19 protein-coding genes and 1 pseudogene are annotated in these 23135 nt (G+C 70.9%); 10 read left to right on the top strand and 10 right to left on the bottom strand.

All coding sequences use genetic code 11. The features are described 5' to 3' along the window. Positions 1-15: 15 nt before the first annotated feature. The 3 genes from ACZ7LU_RS17750 to ACZ7LU_RS17740 form a co-directional block, all read right to left on the bottom strand. On the bottom strand, positions 16-969 hold the full coding sequence (locus ACZ7LU_RS17750) for a GNAT family N-acetyltransferase (protein ID WP_471917160.1): 954 nt from the start codon (positions 967-969) through the stop codon (positions 16-18). A 135-nt stretch (positions 970-1104) separates the two neighbouring features. Then, positions 1105-2067 (bottom strand): pentapeptide repeat-containing protein, encoded by a 963-nt coding sequence (locus ACZ7LU_RS17745; RefSeq protein ID WP_471917159.1) that lies wholly within the window; start codon positions 2065-2067, stop codon positions 1105-1107. 293 nt (positions 2068-2360) lie between these two features. Next, on the bottom strand, positions 2361-3401 hold the full coding sequence (locus ACZ7LU_RS17740) for a zinc-dependent alcohol dehydrogenase family protein (RefSeq protein WP_471917158.1): 1041 nt from the start codon (positions 3399-3401) through the stop codon (positions 2361-2363). 119 nt (positions 3402-3520) lie between these two features. On the opposite strand from ACZ7LU_RS17740, the gene ACZ7LU_RS17735 reads away from it, so the two are divergent. After that, positions 3521-4174, top strand: a complete 654-nt coding sequence (locus tag ACZ7LU_RS17735) for a TetR/AcrR family transcriptional regulator (RefSeq protein ID WP_471917157.1) — start codon at positions 3521-3523, stop codon at positions 4172-4174. Positions 4175-4199: 25 nt separating this feature from the next. Next, on the top strand, positions 4200-4577 hold the full coding sequence (locus ACZ7LU_RS17730; RefSeq protein WP_471917156.1) for a hypothetical protein: 378 nt from the start codon (positions 4200-4202) through the stop codon (positions 4575-4577). A 47-nt stretch (positions 4578-4624) separates the two neighbouring features. On the opposite strand, the gene ACZ7LU_RS17725 is transcribed toward ACZ7LU_RS17730, so the two are convergent. Beyond that, positions 4625-5041: an ATP-binding protein gene (locus ACZ7LU_RS17725; RefSeq protein ID WP_471917155.1), complete on the bottom strand. Its 417-nt coding sequence runs from the start codon at positions 5039-5041 to the stop codon at positions 4625-4627. Positions 5042-5295: 254 nt separating this feature from the next. Here ACZ7LU_RS17725 and ACZ7LU_RS17720 point away from each other — a divergent pair, with 254 nt between their 5' ends. The 6 genes from ACZ7LU_RS17720 (at position 5296) to ACZ7LU_RS17695 (ending at position 11709) form a co-directional block, all read left to right on the top strand. After that, positions 5296-6498, top strand: coding sequence for an alpha-hydroxy-acid oxidizing protein (locus ACZ7LU_RS17720; protein ID WP_471917154.1), 1203 nt, complete (start codon positions 5296-5298; stop codon positions 6496-6498). Positions 6499-6614: 116 nt separating this feature from the next. Continuing rightward, on the top strand, positions 6615-8135 hold the full coding sequence (locus ACZ7LU_RS17715) for an MFS transporter (RefSeq protein WP_471917153.1): 1521 nt from the start codon (positions 6615-6617) through the stop codon (positions 8133-8135). Positions 8136-8250: 115 nt separating this feature from the next. Next, the gene (locus tag ACZ7LU_RS17710; protein WP_471917152.1) at positions 8251-9546 is read left to right on the top strand and encodes a ricin-type beta-trefoil lectin domain protein; all 1296 of its coding nucleotides are present in this window, start codon (positions 8251-8253) and stop codon (positions 9544-9546) included. An 85-nt stretch (positions 9547-9631) separates the two neighbouring features. Further along, entirely contained in the window at positions 9632-10453 is an 822-nt protein-coding gene (locus ACZ7LU_RS17705; protein WP_471917151.1) for an SCO4651 family lipoprotein, read from the top strand. 63 nt (positions 10454-10516) lie between these two features. Continuing rightward, positions 10517-10999, top strand: a complete 483-nt coding sequence (locus ACZ7LU_RS17700) for an Lrp/AsnC family transcriptional regulator (RefSeq protein ID WP_398311787.1) — start codon at positions 10517-10519, stop codon at positions 10997-10999. Positions 11000-11025: 26 nt separating this feature from the next. Then, positions 11026-11709 (top strand): HAD family hydrolase, encoded by a 684-nt coding sequence (locus ACZ7LU_RS17695; protein WP_471917150.1) that lies wholly within the window; start codon positions 11026-11028, stop codon positions 11707-11709. A gap of 103 nt (positions 11710-11812) precedes the next feature. Here ACZ7LU_RS17695 and aspA read toward each other — a convergent pair whose 3' ends face one another. Then, positions 11813-13216, bottom strand: a complete 1404-nt coding sequence (aspA, locus tag ACZ7LU_RS17690; RefSeq protein ID WP_398311793.1) for an aspartate ammonia-lyase — start codon at positions 13214-13216, stop codon at positions 11813-11815. Positions 13217-13323: 107 nt separating this feature from the next. After that, positions 13324-14346 carry an asparaginase gene (locus ACZ7LU_RS17685; RefSeq protein ID WP_471917149.1) on the bottom strand — a complete coding sequence of 341 codons (1023 nt, stop codon included), beginning with the start codon at positions 14344-14346 and terminating at the stop codon, positions 13324-13326. Between the two features lie 139 nt (positions 14347-14485). On the opposite strand from ACZ7LU_RS17685, the gene ACZ7LU_RS17680 reads away from it, so the two are divergent. Both ACZ7LU_RS17680 and ACZ7LU_RS17675 read left to right on the top strand, forming a co-directional pair. Continuing rightward, positions 14486-14941 (top strand): Lrp/AsnC family transcriptional regulator, encoded by a 456-nt coding sequence (locus ACZ7LU_RS17680; RefSeq protein WP_398311799.1) that lies wholly within the window; start codon positions 14486-14488, stop codon positions 14939-14941. Between the two features lie 128 nt (positions 14942-15069). After that, the gene (locus ACZ7LU_RS17675) at positions 15070-16143 is read left to right on the top strand and encodes a chitinase (RefSeq protein WP_468564443.1); all 1074 of its coding nucleotides are present in this window, start codon (positions 15070-15072) and stop codon (positions 16141-16143) included. Here ACZ7LU_RS17675 and pulA read toward each other — a convergent pair. The 4 genes and pseudogenes from pulA to ACZ7LU_RS17655 form a co-directional block, all read right to left on the bottom strand. Then, entirely contained in the window at positions 16130-18847 is a 2718-nt protein-coding gene (pulA, locus tag ACZ7LU_RS17670; RefSeq protein WP_471917148.1) for a pullulanase-type alpha-1,6-glucosidase, read from the bottom strand. The two genes, ACZ7LU_RS17675 and pulA, sit on opposite strands and share 14 nt — an antisense overlap. A gap of 91 nt (positions 18848-18938) precedes the next feature. Continuing rightward, positions 18939-20336: pseudogene (locus ACZ7LU_RS17665) on the bottom strand (alpha-amylase); the annotation flags it as partial. Between the two features lie 97 nt (positions 20337-20433). Continuing rightward, entirely contained in the window at positions 20434-21498 is a 1065-nt protein-coding gene (locus tag ACZ7LU_RS17660; RefSeq protein ID WP_398311808.1) for a LacI family DNA-binding transcriptional regulator, read from the bottom strand. After that, positions 21486-23135 carry a glycoside hydrolase family 13 protein gene (locus ACZ7LU_RS17655; protein ID WP_468718708.1) on the bottom strand — a complete coding sequence of 550 codons (1650 nt, stop codon included), beginning with the start codon at positions 23133-23135 and terminating at the stop codon, positions 21486-21488. Before ACZ7LU_RS17655 ends, ACZ7LU_RS17660 begins: the two co-directional genes overlap by 13 nt.

Genomic DNA, 23135 nt, shown 5'->3' with positions numbered 1-23135 from the left:
CCCCCGTCGGAGGTCTCAGACCGGGCGGATCAGCTCCCACGTGTCGACGGCGTGGTCCAGGGTCATGCCGTGCCGTTCGTACAGGGTGAGCGCTCCGCTGTTGTTGTCGGTGTCCACGCCGAGGCCGATCCGGTCGCGGCCCAGTGCCGCGTAGTGCCCGAAGGCGTGGCGCAGGAGGTGGCTGCCGATGCCGCGCCCGCGGGCCTCGGCCAGGACGCCGAGGTTGCCTATCCACCCCATCGACGCGCGGTCGTTGTGGGTGCGCAGCACGGCTGCGTCACCGTGCCCCTCGACGTGGGCGACCCAGATCAGCGACCAGTCCACCCGCTCGGCGTCGATGTCGTCCAACCACTGTTCGTACGTGCGCGGTTGGTGGTCGAAGTGCTCCGCGAAGCACTTCTGGAGCAGGTCGTGGGCGCGCCTGCGGTCCTCTTCGGCCAGGCACGGCCGCAATGTCACTCCGGGCGGGGGCGCAGGCAACGGGTCGGTCTGGGGGTCGATGTGACGTGCCATCACGTTGTAACGGCGCACGGTCCGCCAGCCTCGTGCGCGCAGGGCCGCCGGGTCCGTGGTGGGCGCGGTGTTGAGGTGGAGGTGCACGACGGCTCGCGCCGCGCCGTTGGCCGCCGCCCGCTCCGCGGCGCGGTCCTCCAACAGGTCGAAGAGGTGCAGGGAGCCTTCGGGGCGGCCGGGCAGGACGTAGTGGTCGACGTCGATCCGCTCGCCGCCTGATTCGTCCCACAGCAGCGCGTACCCGACGAGCAGGTCACCGTCGTACAGCAGCCAGGAGTCCCGCTCCAGGTCCACCTCGGGGTGCTTCAAGTCGGCCTGCACCTCGGCCGGCTCGGTGTCGGCCCGGCCGATCTCCAGCAGGTCGACTTCATTGAGCAGCGCACACACGGCCGCCGTGTCACCGAGGGTCGCCGGGCGCACGGTCAGGCCCGGGGGCGGCGTGAGGGACGTCGTCATGGGTCCACTGTCCGGGGGCGGGGGGCCGGACCACAACGGATTTTTTCCGGGGGGGGGACGTCCATCTCGTACGAGTACCTGGCGACGCGTGTGCACTGTCCCCGGGGCTTGCCACTCCGTTCACACCAGTGCCGCTCAGTCCTCCTTGCTCTTTCCCTCGGCGATCCGCTTCTTGAGCCGCGCATCCTTTGCCAGTTCTGATGGCAGCTTCGTTCGAGGGCCGAGCTTGGTGGAAGCCAACTGCTCCACTGTCACCCGCGTGGTTCTCCCCGTCTCACGTCCTACTTCCTTGCCGTTCACCTTGCGGCGCTGCGCGGGCCGTAGATCCGCGCCGCGTAGATCCGCACCTTTCAGATCCGCACCTTTCAGATCCACCCCACGGAGATCCGCTCCACGCAAATCAGCCCCCCGGAGAGACGCATTGACGAATGTGGCCTCTACGAAGCTCCCACGGGCCATTTGAGCTTCTTGGAGCGTCGCGTTGGTCAGGTCGGCATGGAACAGCGTGGCCGAGCGCAGGTCGGCATCGTCCAAGTCCGCCGACGGCAGCTTCGCTCCGCTGAGGAAAACCTCGCTCATGTCCGCACCGCTCAGATCCGAAGACGCAAGATTCGCGCCACTCAAGTTGGCCCTGCTCAGACGCGGGCGGTCCACGTCCCCCTCGTCCGAGTCCGGGCCGTACCACCTGCGCAGGGCTATCTGCGGCAGGTACGCCTCGCGCAGATCCACTGCCGCTGCGCCGTCATGGTCGGGGTTCCGGCGTGCAAGGATTTCGAACGCCGAATGCACATCCGCTTCGGGCCGGCCCTTGTACCCCGCACTCTCCCGTCCGGACGAGCGTGCGTGCGTGCGGACATAGGCAGAGAGAACGTCGACGATGGCCGGTTGGTCCCGCGGTGAGTCCTGCATGATGCGCTGCAGGGCATAGACGCCCCCCAGTCGCACATCCGCCGATTCATTGCCGAGGTTGTTCACTGCGGCGGTATAGCGATTCGCGATTTGTTCCTCATGCGTCGCGCGTATGTCGGCCCGCATCTGCTGTGTGGTGACGACGACGGCCAGGACTGCCGCGATACCTGTGATCAAGCCACCTGCCACGCCACCTATGGTGGACCATTTGTTGTCCCCGGCAGGCGCCCCGGCATTGCTCGGCACGGGGTCTGCCGTTGATGTTCCGTCCGGCGGCCTGCACGGTTCGCTTCCCGGCCTGGATACAGAGGTGGACGGACTCCCGCTGTCCGGGTCCTGTGCCGGCGGCTCCGCACGTCGGGTGAGATTCGTCAAGGAACGGACAATGGAAGTCCGGAACCGCCGTACCCTCCCCCCTGGTTGCATGGCTCCCCCTGTCATGAGTCCATTTGACCCGGGCCTGCTGGGGCCACGCCAGGCCTTCACTCACATCCGTGGCGCTGGAGGGTGTCGCGGAGTCGCTGACGGCTCTTCGGAGACCCCGTCGCGGTGGCTCCGGATGAGGGCACCAACACGATCCTGCCGAACACCTCACCCGCGTCCATCGCGTGGTGGGCCCGCGCCGCCCGGTCCAGTGGGAGCACTTCGTGCACGACCGTGCGCAGCTCTCCGTGTGCGGCTTCGGTGAACTGAGACGATCGCACGGCCTGCCGGTCGGGGACGGGCACGGTGTCGGAACTGAAGGTGGTGAACGACAACGACTTGCGGAAGCCGTCCATCAGCCGCATGCCGAAGTCCGTCGGCGGCTGACCACCGACCACGCCGACAGCCACGTAGCGTCCGTTGGGGTTCAACTTGTCGATGAAGAGGGGGAGTTGTGGGCCATTGATCATGTCGATCACTGCGTCGAAGCCCGTCGGCGTATCCGGGCCTCCCTCGCCGGAGCGGTCGAGGACATGGGTCGCGCCCAGGTCCCGCAGGCGGGCGCCGCGTTTCGCCGACGAGGTGGTGACCGCCACCGCGCTCGCGCCGCGCCTGGCCGCGAGCTGGACCGCCGTGATCCCGATGCTGCCCGCCGCACCGCGCACGAGCACCGACTCGCCGGGCGTGAAACGGGCCCGGTCCAGGGCGAAGTGGGCGACTACACCAGAACCGCCGAGCGTCACCGCGTCGGTGCCGGTGAGGCCGTCCGGCAGGACGAGGACGTCCTCGACCGCGGCGACGGCCTGCTCGGCGTATCCGCCGGACAGGCCGGTGAACGCCCACACCCGACGCCCGATCCACGAGGCGTCCACGCCGTCCCCCACCGCGGTGACCGTTCCCGCGACCTCGCTGCCGAGGAGATGGCCCTCCCGGAAGCCGTGCGCGGCAAGCGTTCCCCGGCGGATCACGGCGTCCACGCCGCCCACCCCGACCGCCTCCGTGGCAATCCGCACCTGTCCCGGGGCGGGGACGGGCGCGGGCACATCGACGACCTCCAGGCCGTCGGGGTCGCCGAACGTCCTGATCACGACGGCTTTCATGACTACTCCTCGCGGTTGGTGGGGGGTTGGGTGGCAGGTGCGCGCGGCCCGGCAGGCCCGGCAGCACCGCCATCGGAACGTAACGGACGCCCCCGTCCGCTTGGCTAAAGTGAGAAGCGATGAGCCACCATTTGCCTCAGTCCGTGCGCTCCGACGCCCGCGACAACCGGATCCGCATCCTGGACGCCGCCCGCACGGTGTTCGGTGAGGAGGGGCTGGGCGCGCCCATGCGCGAGGTCGCCCGGCAGGCCGGTGTCGGCCCCGCCACGCTGTACCGGCACTTTCCGACCAAGCAGGCGCTGATCGTGGAGACCTTCGCCGAGCAGCGGCGGGAGTGCCATGCCGCCGTCCGCGACGCCCTCGCGGAGTCGGACGCGTGGTCCGGCTTCCGGAGCCTGGTCGAGCGGATCTGCGAACTCCACGCGCAGAGCCGGGGGTTCGCCGACGCCTTCATGGCGGCGTTCCCCGAGGCCATGGACTTCACCGCCGACCGGGAGCAGACGCTGCGCGCGGTCGGTGAACTGGCACGCCGCGCCCAGGAGGCCGGCCACCTGCGCCCCGGCTTCGTCCTCGACGACCTGGTCCTCATGCTCGCGGCCCACCGGGGCCTTCAGGACACCCCGCGCACGGCCCGACTCACGGCCTCCCGCCGCTTCGCCGCCTACATGATCGAGGCATTCCACACCGCCGCCCCAGAGACGGACTCCCCCACACCCCTACCACCGCCACCCCAACTACAGCTCACGCTCCCGCCCTCGCCCGGCGCGCCATAGATCCGTCCGTGAGATCGTCGTGATCGTGACCGAGTCCTGGACGATCGATGATGACGAACCTGTTCGTGTGTCGCCCGAGATGGTGTCGGGAGTCCTCCGGGAGAGGATTGACACCGGGCGGCTCGAGACGTGGCTGACCAGTTCGTCCGGGCGGTCGCTGGCCTTCGTCACGAATTCTGAGCGCGCGATGGTGATGCTGCTCGAAGAAGCCGGAGATCCCGGCGAGCATGCCGTGAGCCCGCAAGCCGAGGGATCGAGCGATGGGTTCGTCCTCTCCGACGGGCAGCACGACGAGTACCCGGACGAGGACACTGTCCCCGTCCGGGAGGCGTTCAGGCTCATCGAGCACATCGTCGGCACGGGGTCCTGGCCTTTGGACGCACGCCGGGTGGTCGATCGCTGAAGCCCCCCCACGGACCGGTACCGCGGGGCGGGGCGGCAGTGCGGTGCTCAGGCCAGTACTGCTCGTATCGTCTTGCCGCCCCGGTGGGTGCCCACCACCTCCAGGCGGTGGGCCAGTTGGCGGACCATTGCCAGGCCGCGGCCGCTCTCGCTGTCCGTGCTCTGCCGTTGGACCCGGGGGCGTTCGGGGCTGGTGTCGGTCACCTCGACGGTCACTCGGTCGCCGGAGACCTCCACGCTCAGGCGGCAGCCGCCGTCCGCGTGCCGCAGTGCGTTGGACACGAGCTCCGAGACGATCAGCGTGGCGTCGTCCACGCGCTCGGCGGCCACCTCCGTCTTGCGGCGGCGGGATCCTGAAAGGAACCCGGAGGTCAGGTGCCGCGCCCGGCCCGCCGACGCGGGCTCCTGCGGCAGCGCGTACACCACCCGTTCCTTGGACCGATGGGCGCGCTGGTGCGCACGCATGGCAGCTCACTCCCCTCCCCGAGAAAAACCGGCGTCCACCCGCGATCAACGTCGCCACCGGGGCCGCGACCCGTGGCGCGCGACCGGTCCTGCCCCACGGTGATGCCCCCGCCCGCTGATCCTCAATCCGCCCGCGATCGCTTCCCTTGCCACACATTGACCCTGACATCAGCTTCAAACCAGACTGAGCGGTCATCCGTCGGCACCGGCGTCGAAGGCGCGGTGTCCGCTCCGCCACGCCGGGAAGGCCGCCCATGAACGCGATTCCTCGCCCTCACAAGGACCTCAAGGACTTCAAGCACTTCAAGGACTATCAGGACGAGATCTACTTCGATGGGCTGCGTGGGGTCGTCCCCAAGTACCCGATGACCTTTGACGAGTTGGAAGCGCGGGCGCATGCCGCCATGCCGCCTTCGATCGTCTCGTACGTCGCCGGCGGCGCGGGTGACGAGCGTACGCAGAACGCCAACGTCACCGCCTTCGAGCGCTGGGGCCTGATACCGCGGATGTTCGTCGGAGCCGCGCAACGCGATCTGTCCGTCGAGCTGTTCGGCATGACACTTCCGTCTCCCCTGTTCATGGCGCCCGTCGGGGTTCTCGGGATCTGCGCGCAGGACGGGCACGGGGATCTCGCGACGGCGCGGGCGGCCGCGCGGACCGGCGTTCCGATGATCGCCTCCACGCTGTCCGAGGATCCGATGGAGGCGGTCGCGGGCGAGCTCGGCGAGACGCCCGGCTTCTTCCAGCTGTACACGCCGACCGACCGCGCACTCGCCGAGAGCCTGGTGCGCCGGGCGGAGAAGTCCGGCTTCAAGGGCATCGTCGTGACCATGGACACCTGGATCTCCGGGTGGCGCCCGCGCGACCTGAGCACCTCCAACTTCCCCCAGCTGCGCGGCCACTGCCTGGCCAACTACACGAGCGACCCGGTCTTCCGCGCCCAGCTGCCCGCCGACCCGGAGCAGGACGTGCAGTCGGCGGTGCTCAAGTGGGTGCAGCTCTTCGGCAACCCTCTGACCTGGGACGACCTGCCGTGGCTGCGCTCCCTCACGCCTCTGCCGCTGATCGTGAAGGGCCTGTGCCACCCGGAGGACGTGCGCCGCGCGAAGGACGGCGGCGTGGACGGCATCTACTGCTCCAACCACGGCGGCCGCCAGGCCAACGGCGGACTGCCCGCGCTCGACGTGCTGCCCGCGGTCGTCGAGGCCGCGGACGGGCTGCCCGTCCTCTTCGACTCGGGAGTGCGCAGCGGCGCGGACATCGTCAAGGCCGTCGCGCTCGGCGCCACCGCCGTCGGCGTGGGCCGCCCCTACGCGTACGGCCTCGGGATCGGCGGCGCGGACGGCGTCACGCACGTGCTGCGCTCACTGCTCGCCGAGGCCGACCTCCTCATGGCGGTCGACGGCTACCCGACGCTCGCCGATCTCACCCCGGAGGCGCTCCAGCGCGTGGAGTGACCCCTGCGGCGTGGCAATGGTGCGCTTGTGAGCACGGTGGCTCGGCGGCTCGGTGGACACTCGTACGTTTCTTGTGAGACATTGATGTCTCATTCGGAACTGAGGTGTTACTCCCCATGACCCCGCAACGTGACTCACGGCGCTGGGCCGTCCTCGCGATCCTCTCCGGCAGCCTCCTGCTGATCGCCATGGACACCACGATCCTGAACGTCGCCTTCCCGTCCCTGGTCACCGAGCTGCGGCCCAGCTCCGTGCAGCAGCTGTGGATCATCGACATCTACGCCCTCGTGCTCTCCGGACTCCTCGTGACCGCGGGCGCGCTCGGCGACCGGTGGGGCCGCAAAAGGCTGCTCCTGATCGGCTTCGGCGTCTTCGCCCTCGCCTCGCTGCTCGCCGTCTTCGCGACCGCCGCCTGGCAGGTCATCGCCGCCCGCGCACTGCTCGGCGCGGGTGGCGCGGCGATCATGCCGGCCACTCTGTCGATCTTGCGGCACGTCTTCACCGACGCCCGCGAGCGCGCCCTCGCCTACGCGGTGTGGTCGGCCGTCTTCGGCGGCGGCATGGCGCTCGGGCCGGTCGTCGGCGGTCTGCTGGTCGAGCACGACGGCTGGCAGTCCGCGTTCCTGATCAACATCCCCGTCGCGCTGGTCGTCATCGCGCTCGGCCTGTGGATCCTGCCCGAGTCCCGTCAGCCCCGCGAGGGCCGCTGGGACTGGTGGGGCGTCGGCCAGTCCGTCGTCGGCATGCTCGCCCTGGCAGGCGGCATCAAGCAGCTCGGCAAGGGCGGCCCCGCCGACCCGGTGGCCTGGGCGCTCCTCGTCGTCGCCGCGGTGACGCTCACCCTCTTCGTCCGTCGCCAGCTGCGCCTGGCGCATCCGCTGCTGCGGGTACGCCTCTTCGCGTCCCGCCCCTTCGCCATCGCCGCGGCCTCGATCTTCCTCGGCATGATCGCGCTGGGTTCGGCGCTGTTCCTGATCACGCAGTGGTTCCAGTACGGGCAGGGCTACACGCCCCTGGAAGCGGGCATCCGGCTGCTGCCGGCCCCGCTGGGCCTGGTCCTCACCTCGCTGGTCACCCCGGCGCTGATGCACCGGCTGCCGATCCGGCACGTCATGGGCGGCGGCCTGATGGTGATGGCGGCCGGGCTCGCCCTGCCGTGGCTGCTCCAGCTGTCGGGGCCGCTCGGTTACGGCGGGATCGCCGTCGCGCTCGCGGTGCTCGGCTGCGGCGTCGGCATCGCGACGACCGCCGCGTCGGTGACGCTGATGGCCGCCACCCCTGCCGAGGACGTCAGTGGTGCCGCGGCGGTCGAGGAGACCTGCTACGAACTCGGCGCCGCGATGGGCGTGGCCGTCCTCGGCAGCGTCGCCACCGCGCTGTACCGCGTGAACCTGCCCGAGCTTGGCCTTCCGGCGGGGACCACGGCGGCCGTGAGCGACTCGATCGGCGAGGCGGCGCGGGTCGCCCACGACCTCACGGGCCCGGCCGGCGCCACCTTGCTCACCCGGGCCGCCGACGCGTTCACCTCCGGGATGACGCCGACGTTCCTGATGGCGGCCGCGCTGCCGCTGGCCGCCGCGGCGCTCACCTGGGCGAAGATCCCCAAGGGCCTGCGCCCGACGGAGGACGCGCACTGACGCCCCATGCGCACTGACACCCCGTGCCCACTGACGCCCAACTGGCCACGTTCGTACCTCAGTTCCCCCTATCATCTGTTCGGCTCAATGTGTTCAGTGAGAGGACGACGGGGACTTGAGTTCCATACGGAAGCGCGGCGCGCGCAGGCGCCGCATGGCGATGGCCGTCGCGGGTGCCGCGGCGGCCGTCGTGGCGGGGGTCCAGCTGTCGCCCGCCGCGTTCGGCACCGGCGGCGACGACAAGCCTGCGGACGCGCGGCCGGCCGCCGAGAGGGACGACTTCGGCGTCTCCCGCACGGACGGGACCTCCTTCGAGAACGGCGTCATGTCCCTGAAGCCGCCACCCCCGGCGTCCTCCTCACGGCAGGCGGCCGCCGGGGCCCCGCACGGCACGGGCTGGAAGTCGGGCGGCGCGTCCAAGTACCTCGCCACCGGCTACACCATCAAGTTCTACGACAAGCGGGCCGCCGACTGGCTCGGCCCCTACGTGAAGAAGTCCGCCGCGGACCTCCGGCGGGTCACGACGCTGCCCGTGTCCGTCGACACGAGGCCGGTCGGCTGGGACTACGTCCGGCCGAGGGGCGAGATCGTCGTCGGCCTCCTGCGCCGGCCCTGCGTTCCCCCGGCCGACGGCGGCTCGTCGGGCTGGAAGGTGGTCCGGGACGGCTCGGGCAGCAAGAACCTGAGCTGCGGCTTCTACGCCTCGTCCCTCGCCGACACGGTGACCAGCGGGCACGCGTACATCGACGACGAGTTCTTCACCGCGGACGGCAGGCCCGCCCCGTCCATGGGCGCGACCTACCTGCGCAACCACATCAGCCACGAGCTCGGGCACACGATGGGCCTCGCGCACGCCAACCGCAGCGCGGCCCGCGGCGACTGCGTCAAGGGCACCGACTCCGGCCAGTTCCCGGTGATGTGCACGCCCACCAACGCGTACCAGGACAAGCGCGCGGGCACCTACGTCCAGCAGTACGACATGCAGGGCCTGCGCCACCTGGCCCGCGGCGGCGGCGCGGCGCTGCCCCCGCAGGGCAAGGTGACCGGCATCGGCCGCAAGTGCCTCGACGTCAAGGGCGGCAAGGCGGCCAACGGCACGCAGATCCAGCTCTACACCTGCAACAACGGCGTCGCGCAGTCGTGGATCCTGCAGAAGGACGGCACGTTCCGGGCGCTGGGCAAGTGCCTGGACAACTACCGCAACCAGAGCACCAACGGCAACAGGATCAGCCTCTCCGACTGCCACGGCGGCGCGTCGCAGCGCTGGTCGGTGAATGCCAGGGGACAGATCGTGCACGTCGCGTCCGGCAAGGTCCTCGACGTGCGGGGCGGTTCCACCGCCAACGGCACCAAGGTCCAGCTGCACGCGGCGAACACGTACAAGCGCCAGGTCTGGGTCACGCCGAAGTAGCCCGACCCGAGTAACCCTTAAGATCACTGCGCACTCGGCACAGCCGGGTGGGCACGATCGAGAGGGAACGAGAACAGTGCAGGTCATGGGGCGGGGCCTCGTCATGGCGGCCGTGGGAGCGGCGCTGGCGACGGTATTGGCGGGCTGCGGCTCGGACAGCGACGACGGCGGCGACGGCGCCGCCCGTGACAAGAACACGGCGGCGTCCGACGAGCGGAAGGACGCGCGCGCCGTGCTGCTCGCCGCGGCGAAGAAGGTCGGGGCGCAGTCCTCGTACCGGACGGTCCAGACCGGGCAGGGCGGCTCGGACCGGTCCGAGATGCTGTACCAGAAGAAGCCGGCCGCCACGGTCATCAAGGCCGAGGTCGGAAAGTCCGCGGCCAATCCGGACGGCGTCAGCCACATGATCTCCGTGGGCGGCACGACGTACATGAAGACGGACAGGGTGCCCGGCAAGAAGTGGTACAGCATGGACCTCGGCGGCGACGGCGGGGGCGCGCCGCGCGCGGCGGGCTACGTCTCCGAGTTCGCGGGCGCGCTCGCCGCGACGGACTCCACCCGGTGGGTCGCCGAGGAGAAGGCCGGTGGCCGTACCGCGGACCACTACCGCGGCAAGGTCGTCCTCGACGACCTCGCGAAGTACACCGGCCCCGCCCTCTCCGAGGACCTGCGCGACAGCTACGTCTCCATGGCGAAGAAGCAGGGCCTGACCTCGGTCGTCATCGACATGTGGGTCGGCAAGGACGACCTCGTCCTCAAGTCACGCGAGACCGGCACGGGCAAGAAGGGGCCCGAGGTGGTCAACGAGGAGTACTCGGACTTCGGCGCCGTCCCGCCGATCTCCGCGCCACCGGCCGGGTCGGTCGCCACCTGGGACGAGTTCATCGCGGCCCAGGCACAGCCGTAGCCGCGGGCCCAGCGGCTACAGTCACCAGCGATCAGCCCCGCTCACCTGGGAGAACCTCGGACCATGGCCGTCGACGAACTCGACACCCGCATCCTGCGGCTGCTCCTCGAACAGCCCCGCACCAGCCTGCGCGAGTACGCGCGCGTCCTCGGGATCGCCCGCGGCACCCTGCAGGCCAGGCTGGACCGCATGGAGCGGGACGGCGTGATCACCGGCACGGGCCCGTTCCTCTCCCCCGCGGCGCTCGGCCACCCCGTGCTCGCCTTCGTCCACATCGAGGTCACGCAGGGGTATCTGGACGAGGTCGGTGACGCGCTCGCCGCCGTGCCCGAGATCATCGAGGCGCACTCGATCACGGGCGGCGGCGACCTGCTGACCCGCGTCGCGGCCCGGGACAACGGGCACCTGGAGGACGTCATCCAGCAGCTGATCAACCTGCCGGGCGTGGTGCGCACCCGGACGGAGATGGCGCTGCGGGAGCGGGTGCCGCACCGCCTGCTCCCGCTGGTCGAATCGGTCGGCAGGTCGACCGCCGGACCGGGGTGACCTGGCCGTTTGGCATGCTGGAGGCCATGAGCACCTTCGGCAGGACCTCGGTCGTCTTCGACCTCGACGGCACTCTCGTGGACAGCGAGCCCAACTACTACGAAGCGTCGCGGGCCCTGCTCGCCGACTTCACGGGCCGGGAGTACACCTGGGCCGACAACGAGCAGTACGTCGGCATCAGCTCCGTGGAGACGCTCGCGCGGTGGCGGACGGAGTACGGCATCGAGGCCTCGGCGGCCGAACTGCTCGCCGACCTCGACCGCCGCTATCTGGAACTGGCGCGCGCCAATACGCCCGTCTACCCGGAGATGCGGAAGCTCGTCGAGCACCTGCATGAGGCGGGCGTGCCGATGGCGGTGGCGTCCGGGTCGTCGCGCGCGGCCATCGAGGCGATCCTGGCCGGCACGGGCCTGGACGCCCGGCTGACCACGGTCGTCTCCGCCGAGGAGGTCCCGCGCGGCAAGCCGGCGCCGGACGTGTTCCTCGCGGCGGCCGGGCTGCTGGGCGCGGACCCGGCCGACTGCGTGGTCTTCGAGGACGCGGCGCCGGGCGCACTGGCGGCGCGAGCGGCCGGGATGCGGTGTGTGGCGATACCGTACGTCGCGGCGCACGCCTCCGACGAGGCGTTCACATCGGCGGACCTGGTGTTCCGCGGCGGCCACGGCGAGTTCACGGCCCAGGCCGCGCTGGAGGTTCTGGCGCCCCGATAGGAGGGGCTCCCCTGAGGGCCGCGGGGCTGTGACATATGCGGCTCCGCCGCGCGGACGCGACAAGCCCCCACCGGCCCGCGGAGAACAACAAACCCCGAACCGCTCAAGCAGCCCCGGCCACCCGCTCAGGGGTGAGCAGCTCAGCCAGCCGCTCCGGCGGCAACAGCCCCTTCTCCAGGACCAGTTCGGCGACGCCCCGGCCCGTGGCGAGCGCTTCGCGCGCGATCTCCGTGGCGGCGGTGTAGCCGATGTACGGGTTGAGCGCGGTGACCAGTCCGATGGACGTCTCCACCGAGGCGCGCAGCACCTCGGTGTTGGCGGTGATGCCCTCCACGCACCGCTCGGCGAGCGTGAGGCAGGCCTGGCGGAGCGAGGTGATGCTCTTGGCGAGCGAGTGCAGGATGACCGGCTCGAAGGCGTTGAGCTGGAGCTGTCCGGCCTCCGCGGCCATGGTGATGGTGACGTCGTTGCCGATCACCTCGAAGGCGACCTGGTTGACGACCTCGGGGATGACGGGGTTGACCTTGCCGGGCATGATGCTCGAACCGGCCTGCACCGGCGGCAGGTTGATCTCGTTGAGGCCCGCGCGCGGGCCGGACGACAGGAGCCGCAGGTCGTTGCAGCTCTTGGAGAGCTTGACCGCGATCCGCTTCAGGACGCCGGACAGGTGCACGAAGGCGCCGCAGTCCTGTGTCGCCTCGACCAGGTTGGCGGCGGTCACCAGCGGCATGCCGGTGATCTCGGCGAGGTGGCGGCGGGCCGTCTCGGCGTAACCGGCGGGGGCGTTGAGGCCGGTGCCGATGGCGGTGGCGCCGAGGTTGATCTCGTGGATCAGCTCGACGGCCTCGGCGAGCCGCATGCGGTCCTCGTCGATCATCACGGCGTACGCGGAGAACTCCTGGCCGAGCGTCATCGGCACGGCGTCCTGGAGCTGTGTGCGCCCCATCTTCAGGACGTCACGGAACTCCAGGGCCTTCGCCGCGAACGCGTCCTGCACCACCGACATCGCGCGCAGCAGCCCGTGGACCGCGCTTACCGTCGCGACCTTCACGGCGGTCGGGTAGACGTCGTTGGTGGACTGGCTGAGGTTGACGTCCTCGTTGGGGTGCAGGTGTTCGTACGCGCCCTTGGGGTGCCCGAGGAGTTCGAGGGCGCGGTTGGCGACGACCTCGTTGGCGTTCATGTTGGTGGAGGTGCCCGCGCCGCCCTGGATGACGTCGACGACGAACTGGTCGTGCAGGTGCCCCGCGCGGATCTCCCGGCAGGCGGCGGCGATGGCGTCGGCCTTGGCCTTCGGGAGCAGCCCCAGCTCCTCGTTGGCGCGGGCGGCGGCCTCCTTGACGGCGGCCAGCGCGTCGATCAGCTGCGGGTACACGGAGATCGGGATGCCCGTGATGGGGAAGTTCTCCGTGGCGCGCAGGGAGTGGATGCCCCAGTAGGCGTCGGCGGGCACGTCCCGGTCACCGAGCAGGTCGTGCTCGCGGCGGAGGGCGGGGGCGGCGGTCATGATGGTTCTCTTCCGGGGCGAGGCGGCCCCGTCAGGGGCGCGGGGAACTGCGCGGCCGGCCACATGCGGCCCGCAGAATTGTCATCGGTCTGCCGAGGCGGGACGCCTCAGGCAGCCTGGTCGGCGACGTCCGCCGGCTCCGCGACGATGCGGCGCAGCTGAGCCGTCCGCTCGGCCGGGCCGGAGGCGGAGAGCAGCGCGGCGAGGAGCGCCGTACGGGCCTGCCCGGCACGCAGCGTGCCGGTCAGCACCGCTCCGGCCGCCGCGAGGTCGACCGCCCCGCCGTGGGTGTAGATCTCGGTGACGGGGCCGGCGGGGACGCGGGTGGTGAGGGCGACCACGACACCGCGCTTGATGGCGGCCGTGACGGCGGCGACGAACTCGGGGGTCGCGTTGCCCGCGCCGGTGGCGACGAGCACGATGCCCTCCGCGCCCGCCTCGACCGCCGTCTCCAGGAACAGCGGGTCGGCGTCGACGTGGTGCATGACCATGTCGATGCGCGGCAGGGACCCGGTCGGCAGGTCGGCGGGGATCGGCAGCGGCTCGGGGCGCGCCGGGCGGTGCAGGATCGAGACCTTGCCGAAGCCCACCTTGCCGACGGGCGGCGCGGACGGGTCGGCGAAGGCGTCGGCGGCGAGGGTCTGGGTCTTCACGGTGCCGCGGGCGGCGTGCACCTTGCCGTCGAAGACGACAAGGACGCCGAGGTCACGGACGGTCGCGGCGGTGAGCAGCGCGTCGTAGAGGTTGCCGGGTCCGTCGCCGTCCTCGGCGCCGAGCGGCTTCTGCGCCCCGGTGAAGACGACCGGGCGCGGGTCGTCGTGGTGGAGGTCGAGCAGGAAGGCGGACTCTTCCAGGGTGTCCGTGCCGTGGGTGACGACGATGCCGTCGACGCCGGGGTCGGCGAACACCTCGCGCACGGTGCGCAGGAGGGTGAGCTGCTGGGCGGAGGTCAGGCGCGGGCTGTTCACGTTGAACAGGTCGATGACCTCGGAGCGTATGCCGTGGGGTATCGCGGCCGTGGCGAGCACTTCGCGGCCGGGGGCGTCGGCGGCGAAGCCGGTCCCCTGCCAGCGGCTCGCGATGGTCCCGCCGGTGCTGATGACGACGATCCGGCGCGCCTGTGCTTCCACGTCCGCGTACCTCCCAGGGTGCTGAGGTCCTTCAGCCCCCGGGTGGTGGGCAGCCTCGGCGCAAGGATAGATCGAACAGCGCGCAATGTGTTTGCCGAATTCCGGCGCTTTCGCAATATGCGCAGTGGATAATTGCGTCATGGATGAGATCGACCGCAGCATTTTGCGCGAGTTGCAGAGCGATGGCCGTCTGACCAATCAGGAGCTGGCCGCGCGGGTCGGGCTCAGCGCGTCGCCGTGCCTGCGGCGGGTGCGCCAGCTGGAGCTGGACGGCGTGATCCAGGGCTATCGCGCCGTGGTGGACCCGGAGGCGGTGGGACGGGGTTTCGAGGTGCTCGTCTCCATCGAGGTGCGGCGCGACCGCGAGACGGTCGAGGCGTTCGAGGCGGCGCTCCAGGACATCCCGGACGTCATCGAGGCGTACCGCCTGTTCGGGAGCCCCGGCTGCCTGCTGCGCATCGCCGTCGCCGACCTGGCCGCGTACGAACGTCTCTGGATCGAGCGGCTGACGGCGCTCGCGGGGGTCACCGAGGTCAACTCGCAGATCATCATGAAGCGGATCAAGGAGCCGCAGGGTCTGCCGGTGAACACCTGAGCCGCGACCGGCCGAGCCCGAAGCCTCCGCTTTGGTACAGACCTATTGACGACTGGTCTGGTCCAGCCTAGGTTGACGCACCGCACGAACACGTCTCCCCTTCCCCCACCGCACCCAGGGAGCACAGCGTGATCGGTCGGACGTTACGCCTGCTGGGGTCCGCCCTGGCACTGGTCTGTGTCGCACAGCTGCCGGCCGCCGCCGCGGCCCCGGACCCGGCCGGACCTCGGTCCGACACCCGTGCCGATACCTGCGCGCTGAAGCCGAAGCCCGCGGGCAAGGTGCTCCAGGGGTACTGGGAGAACTGGGACGGCGCGGCCAACGGCGTGCACCCGCCGTTCGGCTGGACCCCGATCACCGACCCCCGCATCCGCCAGCACGGCTACAACGTCATCAACGCCGCCTTCCCCGTGATCCGCTCCGACGGCACCGTCCTGTGGGAGGACGGCATGGACGCAACCGTGAAGGTCGCGACGCCGGCGGAGATGTGCCAGGCGAAGGCGGACGGTGCCACGATCCTGATGTCCATCGGGGGCGCCACGGCCGGCATCGACCTGAGCTCGAGCACCGTCGCCGACCGGTTCGTCGAGACGATCGTGCCGATCCTGAAGAAGTACAACTTCGACGGCATCGACATCGACATCGAGACCGGCCTCGTGGGCAGCGGCAACATCAACCAGCTCTCGCCCTCGCAGGCCAACCTCGTCCGCATCATCGACGGCGTGCTCGCCCGGATGCCCGCGGGCTTCGGCCTGACGATGGCCCCGGAGACGGCGTACGTCACCGGGGGCAGCGTCGTGTACGGCTCGATCTGGGGCGCGTACCTGCCGATCATCAAGAAGTACGCGGACAACGGCCGCCTCTGGTGGCTCAACATGCAGTACTACAACGGCAGCATGTACGGCTGCTCCGGCGACTCCTACTCCGCGGGCACCGTCCAGGGCTTCACCGCCCAGACCGACTGCCTGAACAAGGGCCTGACCATCCAGGGCACCACCGTCAAGGTCCCCTACGACAAGCAGGTCCCTGGCCTCCCCGCCCAGCCGGGCGCCGGTGGCGGCTACATGTCCCCGAGCCTCGTCGCCCAGGCCTGGAACCACTACAACGGCGCCCTGAAGGGCCTGATGACCTGGTCGATCAACTGGGACGGGTCCAAGGGCTGGACCTTCGGGGACAACTTCAGCCGGCTCACCCGCGCTTGAAGACCGCCACCGACCGCGCCGGGACGGTGAAGGTTCCCGAACTCCGCTCGTGCACCGACGACTTGACGGTCCGGTCGGCGCCGGAGGCCTGTATCGGGTGCAGGGCGTACCGGACGCCCTCGGTCGCCGTCACGCGCTGCCGCTGCGCCTCCAGGCTCGCGTTGAACACGATCACGAGGTCGCCGAGCTTCATGGTGATGACGCCCGGCATCTCGGCGGTGGTGCCGGAGAGCGGGAAGGAGAGGGCCGACTGGACCTGTCCGGATGTGGCGAGGGAGAAGACGGGTTCCGTGGTGCGGATCTTCAGGAGGTCGCGGTACGCGGCCGACGTGCCGTCGATCTCCGCGCAGCCCGGCGTCAGCGTCGCCGCGGCGGACAACAGGGGCTTGGCGTAGGGCCACTTGGCCTTGTTGTCGGCGGCCGGGGGCAGACCGCGGCCGAAGCCGTTGCCCGCGCGGCAGTCCCAGTGGATCGCGTTGAACCAGTCGCCGCTGTCGAAGGAGTTCCGGTCCAGGGACTTGGACCGCAGCAGGTCCGTGCCGGCCTGGGAGAGCGCCGGACCCTGGGAGAGCGAGGCGGTGGCCATCGCGAGGACCTGCATGCGGGCGCGGGCGGCCGGTGACGTGCCCTCGGGGAGCTTGAAGGCGAGCGCGTCGTACAGCGATTCGTTGTCGTGCGCGTCGGCGTAGGAGAGGGCGTCGCCGGGGGCCGCCGCGTAACCCGCCGGGGAGCCGTTGTAGTCGACGTCGGCTCCCTTCACCCTGCGTCCGGAGGAATCCGTGAAGGTGAAGTCGGCGAGGTTGCCGGAGAGGCCGACCTTGATGAGGTCCTGGTAGTGCAGGAGGCGGGCCTTCTGCTCGGCCGGAGTGCCGTTCGCCTTCGAGGCGTTGGGGTCGGTGTACAGGCCGCTGGCGAAGCCCTGCACGCCCGGGTCGTCGTCGAAGGGGCCGCCGCCGCGCAGCGCGTCGCGCGAGCGGTCGGAGAACGTCGCGACGCCGGTGCCCGCCATGTTGTTCTGGGTGGCCTGGACGAAGCGGGCGTCGTTCGCGACCTCGCCGAAGTTCCAGCCCTCGCCGTACAGGACGATGCTCTTCCCGTCGACGCCGTCCTTCGCCACGGTCAGCGCGTCGAGGGCCTTGCGGACGGCGAGGATGTTGGCCTTGGGGTGGTGCCCCATCAGGTCGAAGCGGAAGCCGTCGACCTTGTACTCCCTGGCCCAGGTGACCATCGAGTCGACGACGAGCTTGCCCATCATGGCGTTCTCGGGTGCCGTGTTGGCACAGCAGGTGGAGGTGGCGACCGTGCCGTCGGCCTCCAGGCGCTGGTAGTAGCCGGGCACGATCTTGTCGAGGACGGACTTGTCGGCCTGGCCGCTCGCGACGGTGTGGTTGTAGACGACGTCCATGACCGTGCGCAGGCCGGAGCCGTTCAGGCCCTGCACCATCCTGCGGAACTCGACCGTGCGGCGCGTGCCGTCGGGGTCGCTCGCGTAGGACCCTTCCGGGACGGTGTAGTGCAGCGGGTCGTAGCCCCAGTTGTACGCGTCCTCGGCGGCGCTCTCGGTGACGCACTTCTGCTGCTCTTCGGAGTCGGGGGCGTGGGCGGGCAGGTCGCAGTCGGGCGTGGTCTGCTCGGCGGCGCGCTCGGGGACGGTGCCGATGTCGAAGGCGGGCAGCAGGTGGACGTAGGACGTGCCGGAGCGGGCGAGGCGGCGCAGGTGCCGCATGCCGTCGGACTTCTCGTCGGTGAACGCGAGGTACTTGCCGGGGTGGTCCGCGGTGCGGTCCTCGATGGAGAAGTCCCGGATGTGCAGCTCCTGGATCTGCGCGTCGCGCAGCGGGGTGGCCTTCGGCTTGCGGAGCGTGGACCAGCCCTTGGGTGCGAGCTTCGGGTCGCCGAGGTCGACGGCGAGGCTCCGCTCGGAGTCGCTGGTGAGGGCGGTCGAGTAGGGGTCGGTGACCTTGTTGGTGACGACCTTCTGGACGCTCGGCGCCCACACCTTGACGACGTACCGGTAGGCCTTGCCCGACCAGCTCCTCGGCCCGGTCGCCGACCAGACGCCGGAGGCGCCGTCGCGGTGCATGCGGACGGTGCGGCCGCCGATGTCGAGGGAGACCTGCTGCGCGGTCGGGGCCCAGACGGCGAGGGTGACGCGGCCGTGCGCGAACCGGGGGCCGAGGGCGGCCTTGGTGGCGGCCGCGCTGTAGAGGTCGTCGAGGACGCCCTGGGTCTGGACGCCGGTGGCGGCGCGCAGGGTGCCGTCGGCGGCGCGTCCGGTGGCGACGAGCTGGCCGGTGAGGGCCGCGCGGATCCGGTCGCGGTCGCGGGGGTCGACGGTGAAGGCGGCGTAGCCCTTGAGGTGCGGGTACTTGGCTTTCTGGGCGTCGGTGAGGCCGCCGTCGGCCGGGGTCAGGCGCAGTCGGTGCGCCTTGCCGGCGATGTCGCCGTCCTTGACGGTGAGGCCGCCGTGGGGTGCGTACAGGAGTTCGTGAACGGCGCCCGTGCCGGTGTCCCAGGCGAGGGTGGACCGGTCGATCCACTGGGCCCGCGACTTCGACAGGTCGAGGCCGTCGGCCGGCGCGGCCTCGGCGCCCCGCGCCGAAGGGGCGAGCGGCACGGCCGTGGCCGTCGCGGTGAGGGGCACGGTGGCGGCGAGCAGGGCGACCGCCACGGTGACGGCGGTGCGGCGCGGGGAGCCGGTCACGAGAGTCTCTCCTTGAGGGGTGGGAAGAAGGTGCGGCCGCCCGGCAGCGGGGACAAGGATGGGCCGGGCGGCCGGTCATGGGGGCTGCTCAGCAGCTCTTGGAGCCGGTGTGCAGCGCGAGGGCGGTGTTCGGTGCCACGGACGCGGTGAACCGGCCGGAGCCGTTGACGGCGACCTTCCTGCCGCTCTGCACGTCGCAGTACGTGCCGGCCGCCAGGGAGGTCTGGAAGGTGCGGTTGACGGTGGCGCCCTCGTGGTTGATGACCACGTACGCCTTGTCGCCGCGGCCGAAGGCGATGGCGTCGTTGCCGTTGTCCCACCAGTCGGTGACGGCGGCGCCGCGCGCGGTGTTGCGGAACTTGACCATGCTGCGGATCTCCGGCCAGGCGTGCTGGCACTTCCAGCCGTCGCTGTAACAGGCCTTCACGTGGCCGCCGTCGGGCGACCCGGCGTCGTTGCTGCTGAACTCGTAGCCGGAGTGGACGTCCGGGGAGCCATAGGGCCAGGCCAGCATGAAGACGTGCGCGAGGGTGTAGTCGGCGCCGTCCTTGTAGCTGAGGGTCTGGCCGTGGCGCTCGGTGTCGTGGTTGGTGACGAGGACCGCCGACTTGCCGCTCGGCATGTACCCCCAGCCCTCGCCGTAGTTCTTGAGGTAGGCGAGCTTCTCGTTGGTGAAGACCCGCTTCAGGTCCTTGGCGTAGCGGAACTCCTGGGCGTCGCCGGTGGCGGTGTACTCCCCCGGGTCGACGGCCTCGCCCGCGCCGTGCAGCGTCTCCTGCTTGAAGTAGACGCCGGGGTTGCTCAGCCGGGATTTGATGTTCTTCAGGTCGTCCACGGGGATGTGCTTGGCCGCGTCGATGCGGAAGCCGTCGACGCCGAGGGAGAGCAGGTCGTTCAGGTACGTGGCGATGCGGCCGCGCACGTACTCCTCGCCGGTGTCCAGGTCGGCCAGGCCGCCCAGTTCGCAGTGCTGGACGTTCCAGCGGTCCTGGTAGTTGCTGATGTCGGCCTTGCAGTCGTCCATGTCGTAGGCCGAGTACGTGCCGGGATAGTCGTACTTGGTGAAGCGGGAGCCCGCCGAGCCGGTGCCGGAGGCGTTGGTCATGTGGTTGATCACCGCGTCGGCGACGACCTTCACCCCGGCGGAGTGGCAGGTGTCGACCATGTGCTTGAAGTCGGTGCGGTCACCGAGCCGGGTGCCGATCTTGTAGCTGACCGGCTGGTAGGCGGCCCACCACGCCTCGCCCTGGAGGCGCTCCTGCGGCGGCGAGACCTGCACGTAGCCGTAGCCGTCCGGGCCGAGCCGGTCCGTGCAGGCCTTGGCGACCGACGTGAAGTCCCACTCGAAGAGGACGGCGGTGACGTCCTTGCCGCCGGGCGGGGCCGCCTGGGCCGCGGGGGCTCCCGCGACGACGCTGCCCGCGAGGCCCGCCGCCAGGGCGAGCGCGGTGGCGACGGGTCTGCGGCTCTTGATGGTCCGGCCGGTCATGGGTACCTCCTGCGCGTTGGGGGACCTTCAGCAAGTGCTTGCAGCAAGTCAGCACAAGTTGTTGCGGGTTGGACCGTATGGCGCCCCCAAGGCGGGGTCAACCCTCTGGACACACTCCGGTTGAACCCCGCACGACCAGCTCCGGCTGGAACACGAACTCCGTGCGCTGCACGGGGTTTCCGTCGATCTCCTCCAGGAGGGCACCCACCGCTGCGCTCGCCATGGCCTGCACCGGCTGCCGCACCGTGGTCAGCGGCGGGTCGGTGAAGGCGATGAGCTGGGAGTCGTCGAACCCGACCACGGAGACGTCGTCGGGCACCGCGAGACCGCGCTCACGCACCGTCCTGATGGCGCCGAGCGCCATCAGATCGCTGCCGCAGACCATCGCCGTGCACCCGAGGTCGAGGAGGGCGCCGGCCGCGGCCTGCCCGCCCTCGACGGTGAACAGGGTGCGCTGCACGAGCCGTTCGGCCTCCCCCTGTGCCAGGCCGAGCATGCTGTGCAGCGCCGCCGTGAACCCCTCCGCCTTGCGGCGCGAGGGGACGTACCGCGTCGGGCCGATGGCCAGGCCGATCCGCTCGTGCCCGAGGTCGACGAGGTGGCGTACGGCCATGCGCACCGCCGAGCGGTCGTCGGGCGAGACGAAGGAGACCGGGATGTCCTCGTTGTAGCCGTTGACGAGGACGAACGGCACGTTGCGGTGGGCCAGTTCGCGGTAGCGCGCGGTGTCGGCCGTCAGGTCGGCGTGCAGGCCCGACAGGAAGATGATGCCGCTGACCCCGCGGTCCTCCAGCTGCTCGACCAGCTCGTCCTCGGTGGCGCCGCCCGGCATCTGCGTGCAGAGCATCGGGGTGTAGCCGTGCCCGGCGAGCACCTGCTCGATGACCTGCGCGAAGGCGGGGAAGATCGGGTTGGTGAGCTCGGGGATGACCAGGCCGACGAGGCCGGCGCTGCGCCGCTTGAGCCGGGTGGGCCGTTCGTAGCCGAGGACGTCGAGGGCGGCGAGCACCCGGCGTCTGGTGCCGGTCGCGACCCCCGCCTTGCCGTTCAGGACGCGGCTCGCGGTGGCCTCGCTGACGCCGGCCTGGGCCGCGATGTCCAGAAGCCGCGGGGCGCCCCGGTGGGCGTCCCGCGGCGCGGAGGAAAGCGTCACACCGCCCACCAGACGGTGGTGTCGGCGGGCAGCCGCACGGCTCCGTCCGTGACCTCCGCCTCCTCGCTGGCGAGCAGGATCCGGCCGGGCGCCGGTATCCGCACGGGCTCGGCGGTGGTGTTCACGGTGCACACGAAGCCCTCGCGGGCGAAGGCGAGCACGCCTTCGGGGGCGTCGAGCCACTGGATCGCCCCGCCCGCGCCGAGCCCCGGCTCCGCCCGGCGCACGGCGAGCGCGCTGCGGTACAGCTCCAGGGTCGAGCCGGGGTCGCCGGTCTGTGCCTGCACGCTCAGCTCGCCCCACCCGGCGGGCTGGGGCAGCCAGCTGCCGCCGGGACCGAAGCCGTACGAGGAGCCCTCGATGGTCCACGGGATGGGCACCCGGCAGCCGTCCCGGAAGCCGTCCTGTCCGCTGGCACGGATGAACGACGGGTCCTGGCGCACCTCGTCGGGCAGGTCGGTGACGTCGGGCAGGCCGAGCTCCTCGCCCTGGTAGAGGTAGGCGGAGCCGGGCAGGGCCAGCATCAGCAGGGTCGCGGCGCGGGCGCGGCGCAGGCCGAGCTCGCGGTCGCCCGCGGTCCGCAGCTGGGTGCCGAGTCCCGGCGGGTTGGCGAGGCGCGTCGCGTGCCGGGTCACGTCGTGGTTGGAGAGCACCCAGGTGGCGGGCGCGCCCACGGGCCGCATCGCGGCCAGCGACACGTCGATGACCTCGCGCAGCTCGGCGGCGTCCCACGAGGTGCCCAGGTACTGGAAGTTGAAGGCCTGGTGCATCTCGTCGGGGCGCACGTAGTGGGCGGAGCGCTCGACGGTCGGGGTCCACGCCTCGGCGACGAGGATGCGTTCGCCCGCGTACTCCTCGAGGACCCTGCGCCAGCTGCGGTAGATCTCGTGCACGCCGTCCTGGTCGAAGAACGGCATGGCGTCGTTGCCGAGCAGCTTGAGCTGGTCGTGGCTGCCGATGTCGGGCAGGCCCGCCGCCTTGACCAGGCCGTGGGCGACGTCGACGCGGAAGCCGTCGACGCCCATGTCGAGCCAGAAGCGCAGGATCGAGCGGAACTCGTCCTGGACGGCGGGGTGTTCCCAGTTGAAGTCGGGCTGTTCGGGTGCGAAGAGGTGCAGGTACCACTCGCCGTCGGGGACCCGTGTCCAGGCGGGGCCGCCGAAGATGGACTCCCAGTCGTTGGGCGGGAGTTCGCCGTCGGCGCCCTTGCCGGGGCGGAAGTGGTAGCGCTCCCGGAGCGGGGAGCCGGGGCCCTCGTTCAGCGCGCGCCGGAACCAGTCGTGCCGGTCGGACGAGTGGTTCGGCACCAGGTCCACGATGACGCGCAGGCCGAGCCCGTGGGCGTCGCGGATGACCGCGTCGGCGTCCAGGAGGGTGCCGAAGACCGGGTCGATGGCGCGGTAGTCCGCGACGTCGTAGCCGGCGTCGGCCTGCGGCGATGCGTAGAAGGGGCTGAGCCAGACGGCGTCGACGCCGAGGTCCCTGAGGTACGGCAGCCGGCTGCGGATGCCCTCCAGGTCGCCCATGCCGTCACCGTTGCTGTCGGCGAAGCTGCGCGGATACACCTGGTAGATCACCGCGCCGCGCCACCAGTCCGTGCGCGTCTCGGTGGCGGGGGCGGCAGGGGCAGCGAGATGCTGGGTCAT

It is taken from the genome of Streptomyces sp. NPDC039462 (assembly GCF_055639375.1).
Note: the sequence above shows the minus strand (reverse complement) of the source record. Positions and strands in the feature narration are given on the sequence as shown.

Bases quoted from the DNA above. Each gene is read 5' to 3' on its own strand.
- ACZ7LU_RS17750 (WP_471917160.1), bottom strand. From the start codon at position 969: ATGACGACGTCCCTCACGCCGCCCCCGGGCCTGACCGTGCGCCCGGCG.
- ACZ7LU_RS17740 (WP_471917158.1), bottom strand. From the start codon at position 3,401: ATGAAAGCCGTCGTGATCAGGACGTTCGGCGACCCCGACGGCCTGGAG.
- ACZ7LU_RS17735 (WP_471917157.1), top strand. From the start codon at position 3,521: ATGAGCCACCATTTGCCTCAGTCCGTGCGCTCCGACGCCCGCGACAAC.
- ACZ7LU_RS17725 (WP_471917155.1), bottom strand. From the start codon at position 5,041: ATGCGTGCGCACCAGCGCGCCCATCGGTCCAAGGAACGGGTGGTGTAC.
- ACZ7LU_RS17720 (WP_471917154.1), top strand. From the start codon at position 5,296: ATGAACGCGATTCCTCGCCCTCACAAGGACCTCAAGGACTTCAAGCAC.
- ACZ7LU_RS17715 (WP_471917153.1), top strand. From the start codon at position 6,615: ATGACCCCGCAACGTGACTCACGGCGCTGGGCCGTCCTCGCGATCCTC.
- ACZ7LU_RS17705 (WP_471917151.1), top strand. From the start codon at position 9,632: ATGGGGCGGGGCCTCGTCATGGCGGCCGTGGGAGCGGCGCTGGCGACG.
- ACZ7LU_RS17700 (WP_398311787.1), top strand. From the start codon at position 10,517: ATGGCCGTCGACGAACTCGACACCCGCATCCTGCGGCTGCTCCTCGAA.
- ACZ7LU_RS17695 (WP_471917150.1), top strand. From the start codon at position 11,026: ATGAGCACCTTCGGCAGGACCTCGGTCGTCTTCGACCTCGACGGCACT.
- aspA (WP_398311793.1), bottom strand. From the start codon at position 13,216: ATGACCGCCGCCCCCGCCCTCCGCCGCGAGCACGACCTGCTCGGTGAC.
- ACZ7LU_RS17680 (WP_398311799.1), top strand. From the start codon at position 14,486: ATGGATGAGATCGACCGCAGCATTTTGCGCGAGTTGCAGAGCGATGGC.
- ACZ7LU_RS17655 (WP_468718708.1), bottom strand. From the start codon at position 23,135: ATGACCCAGCATCTCGCTGCCCCTGCCGCCCCCGCCACCGAGACGCGC.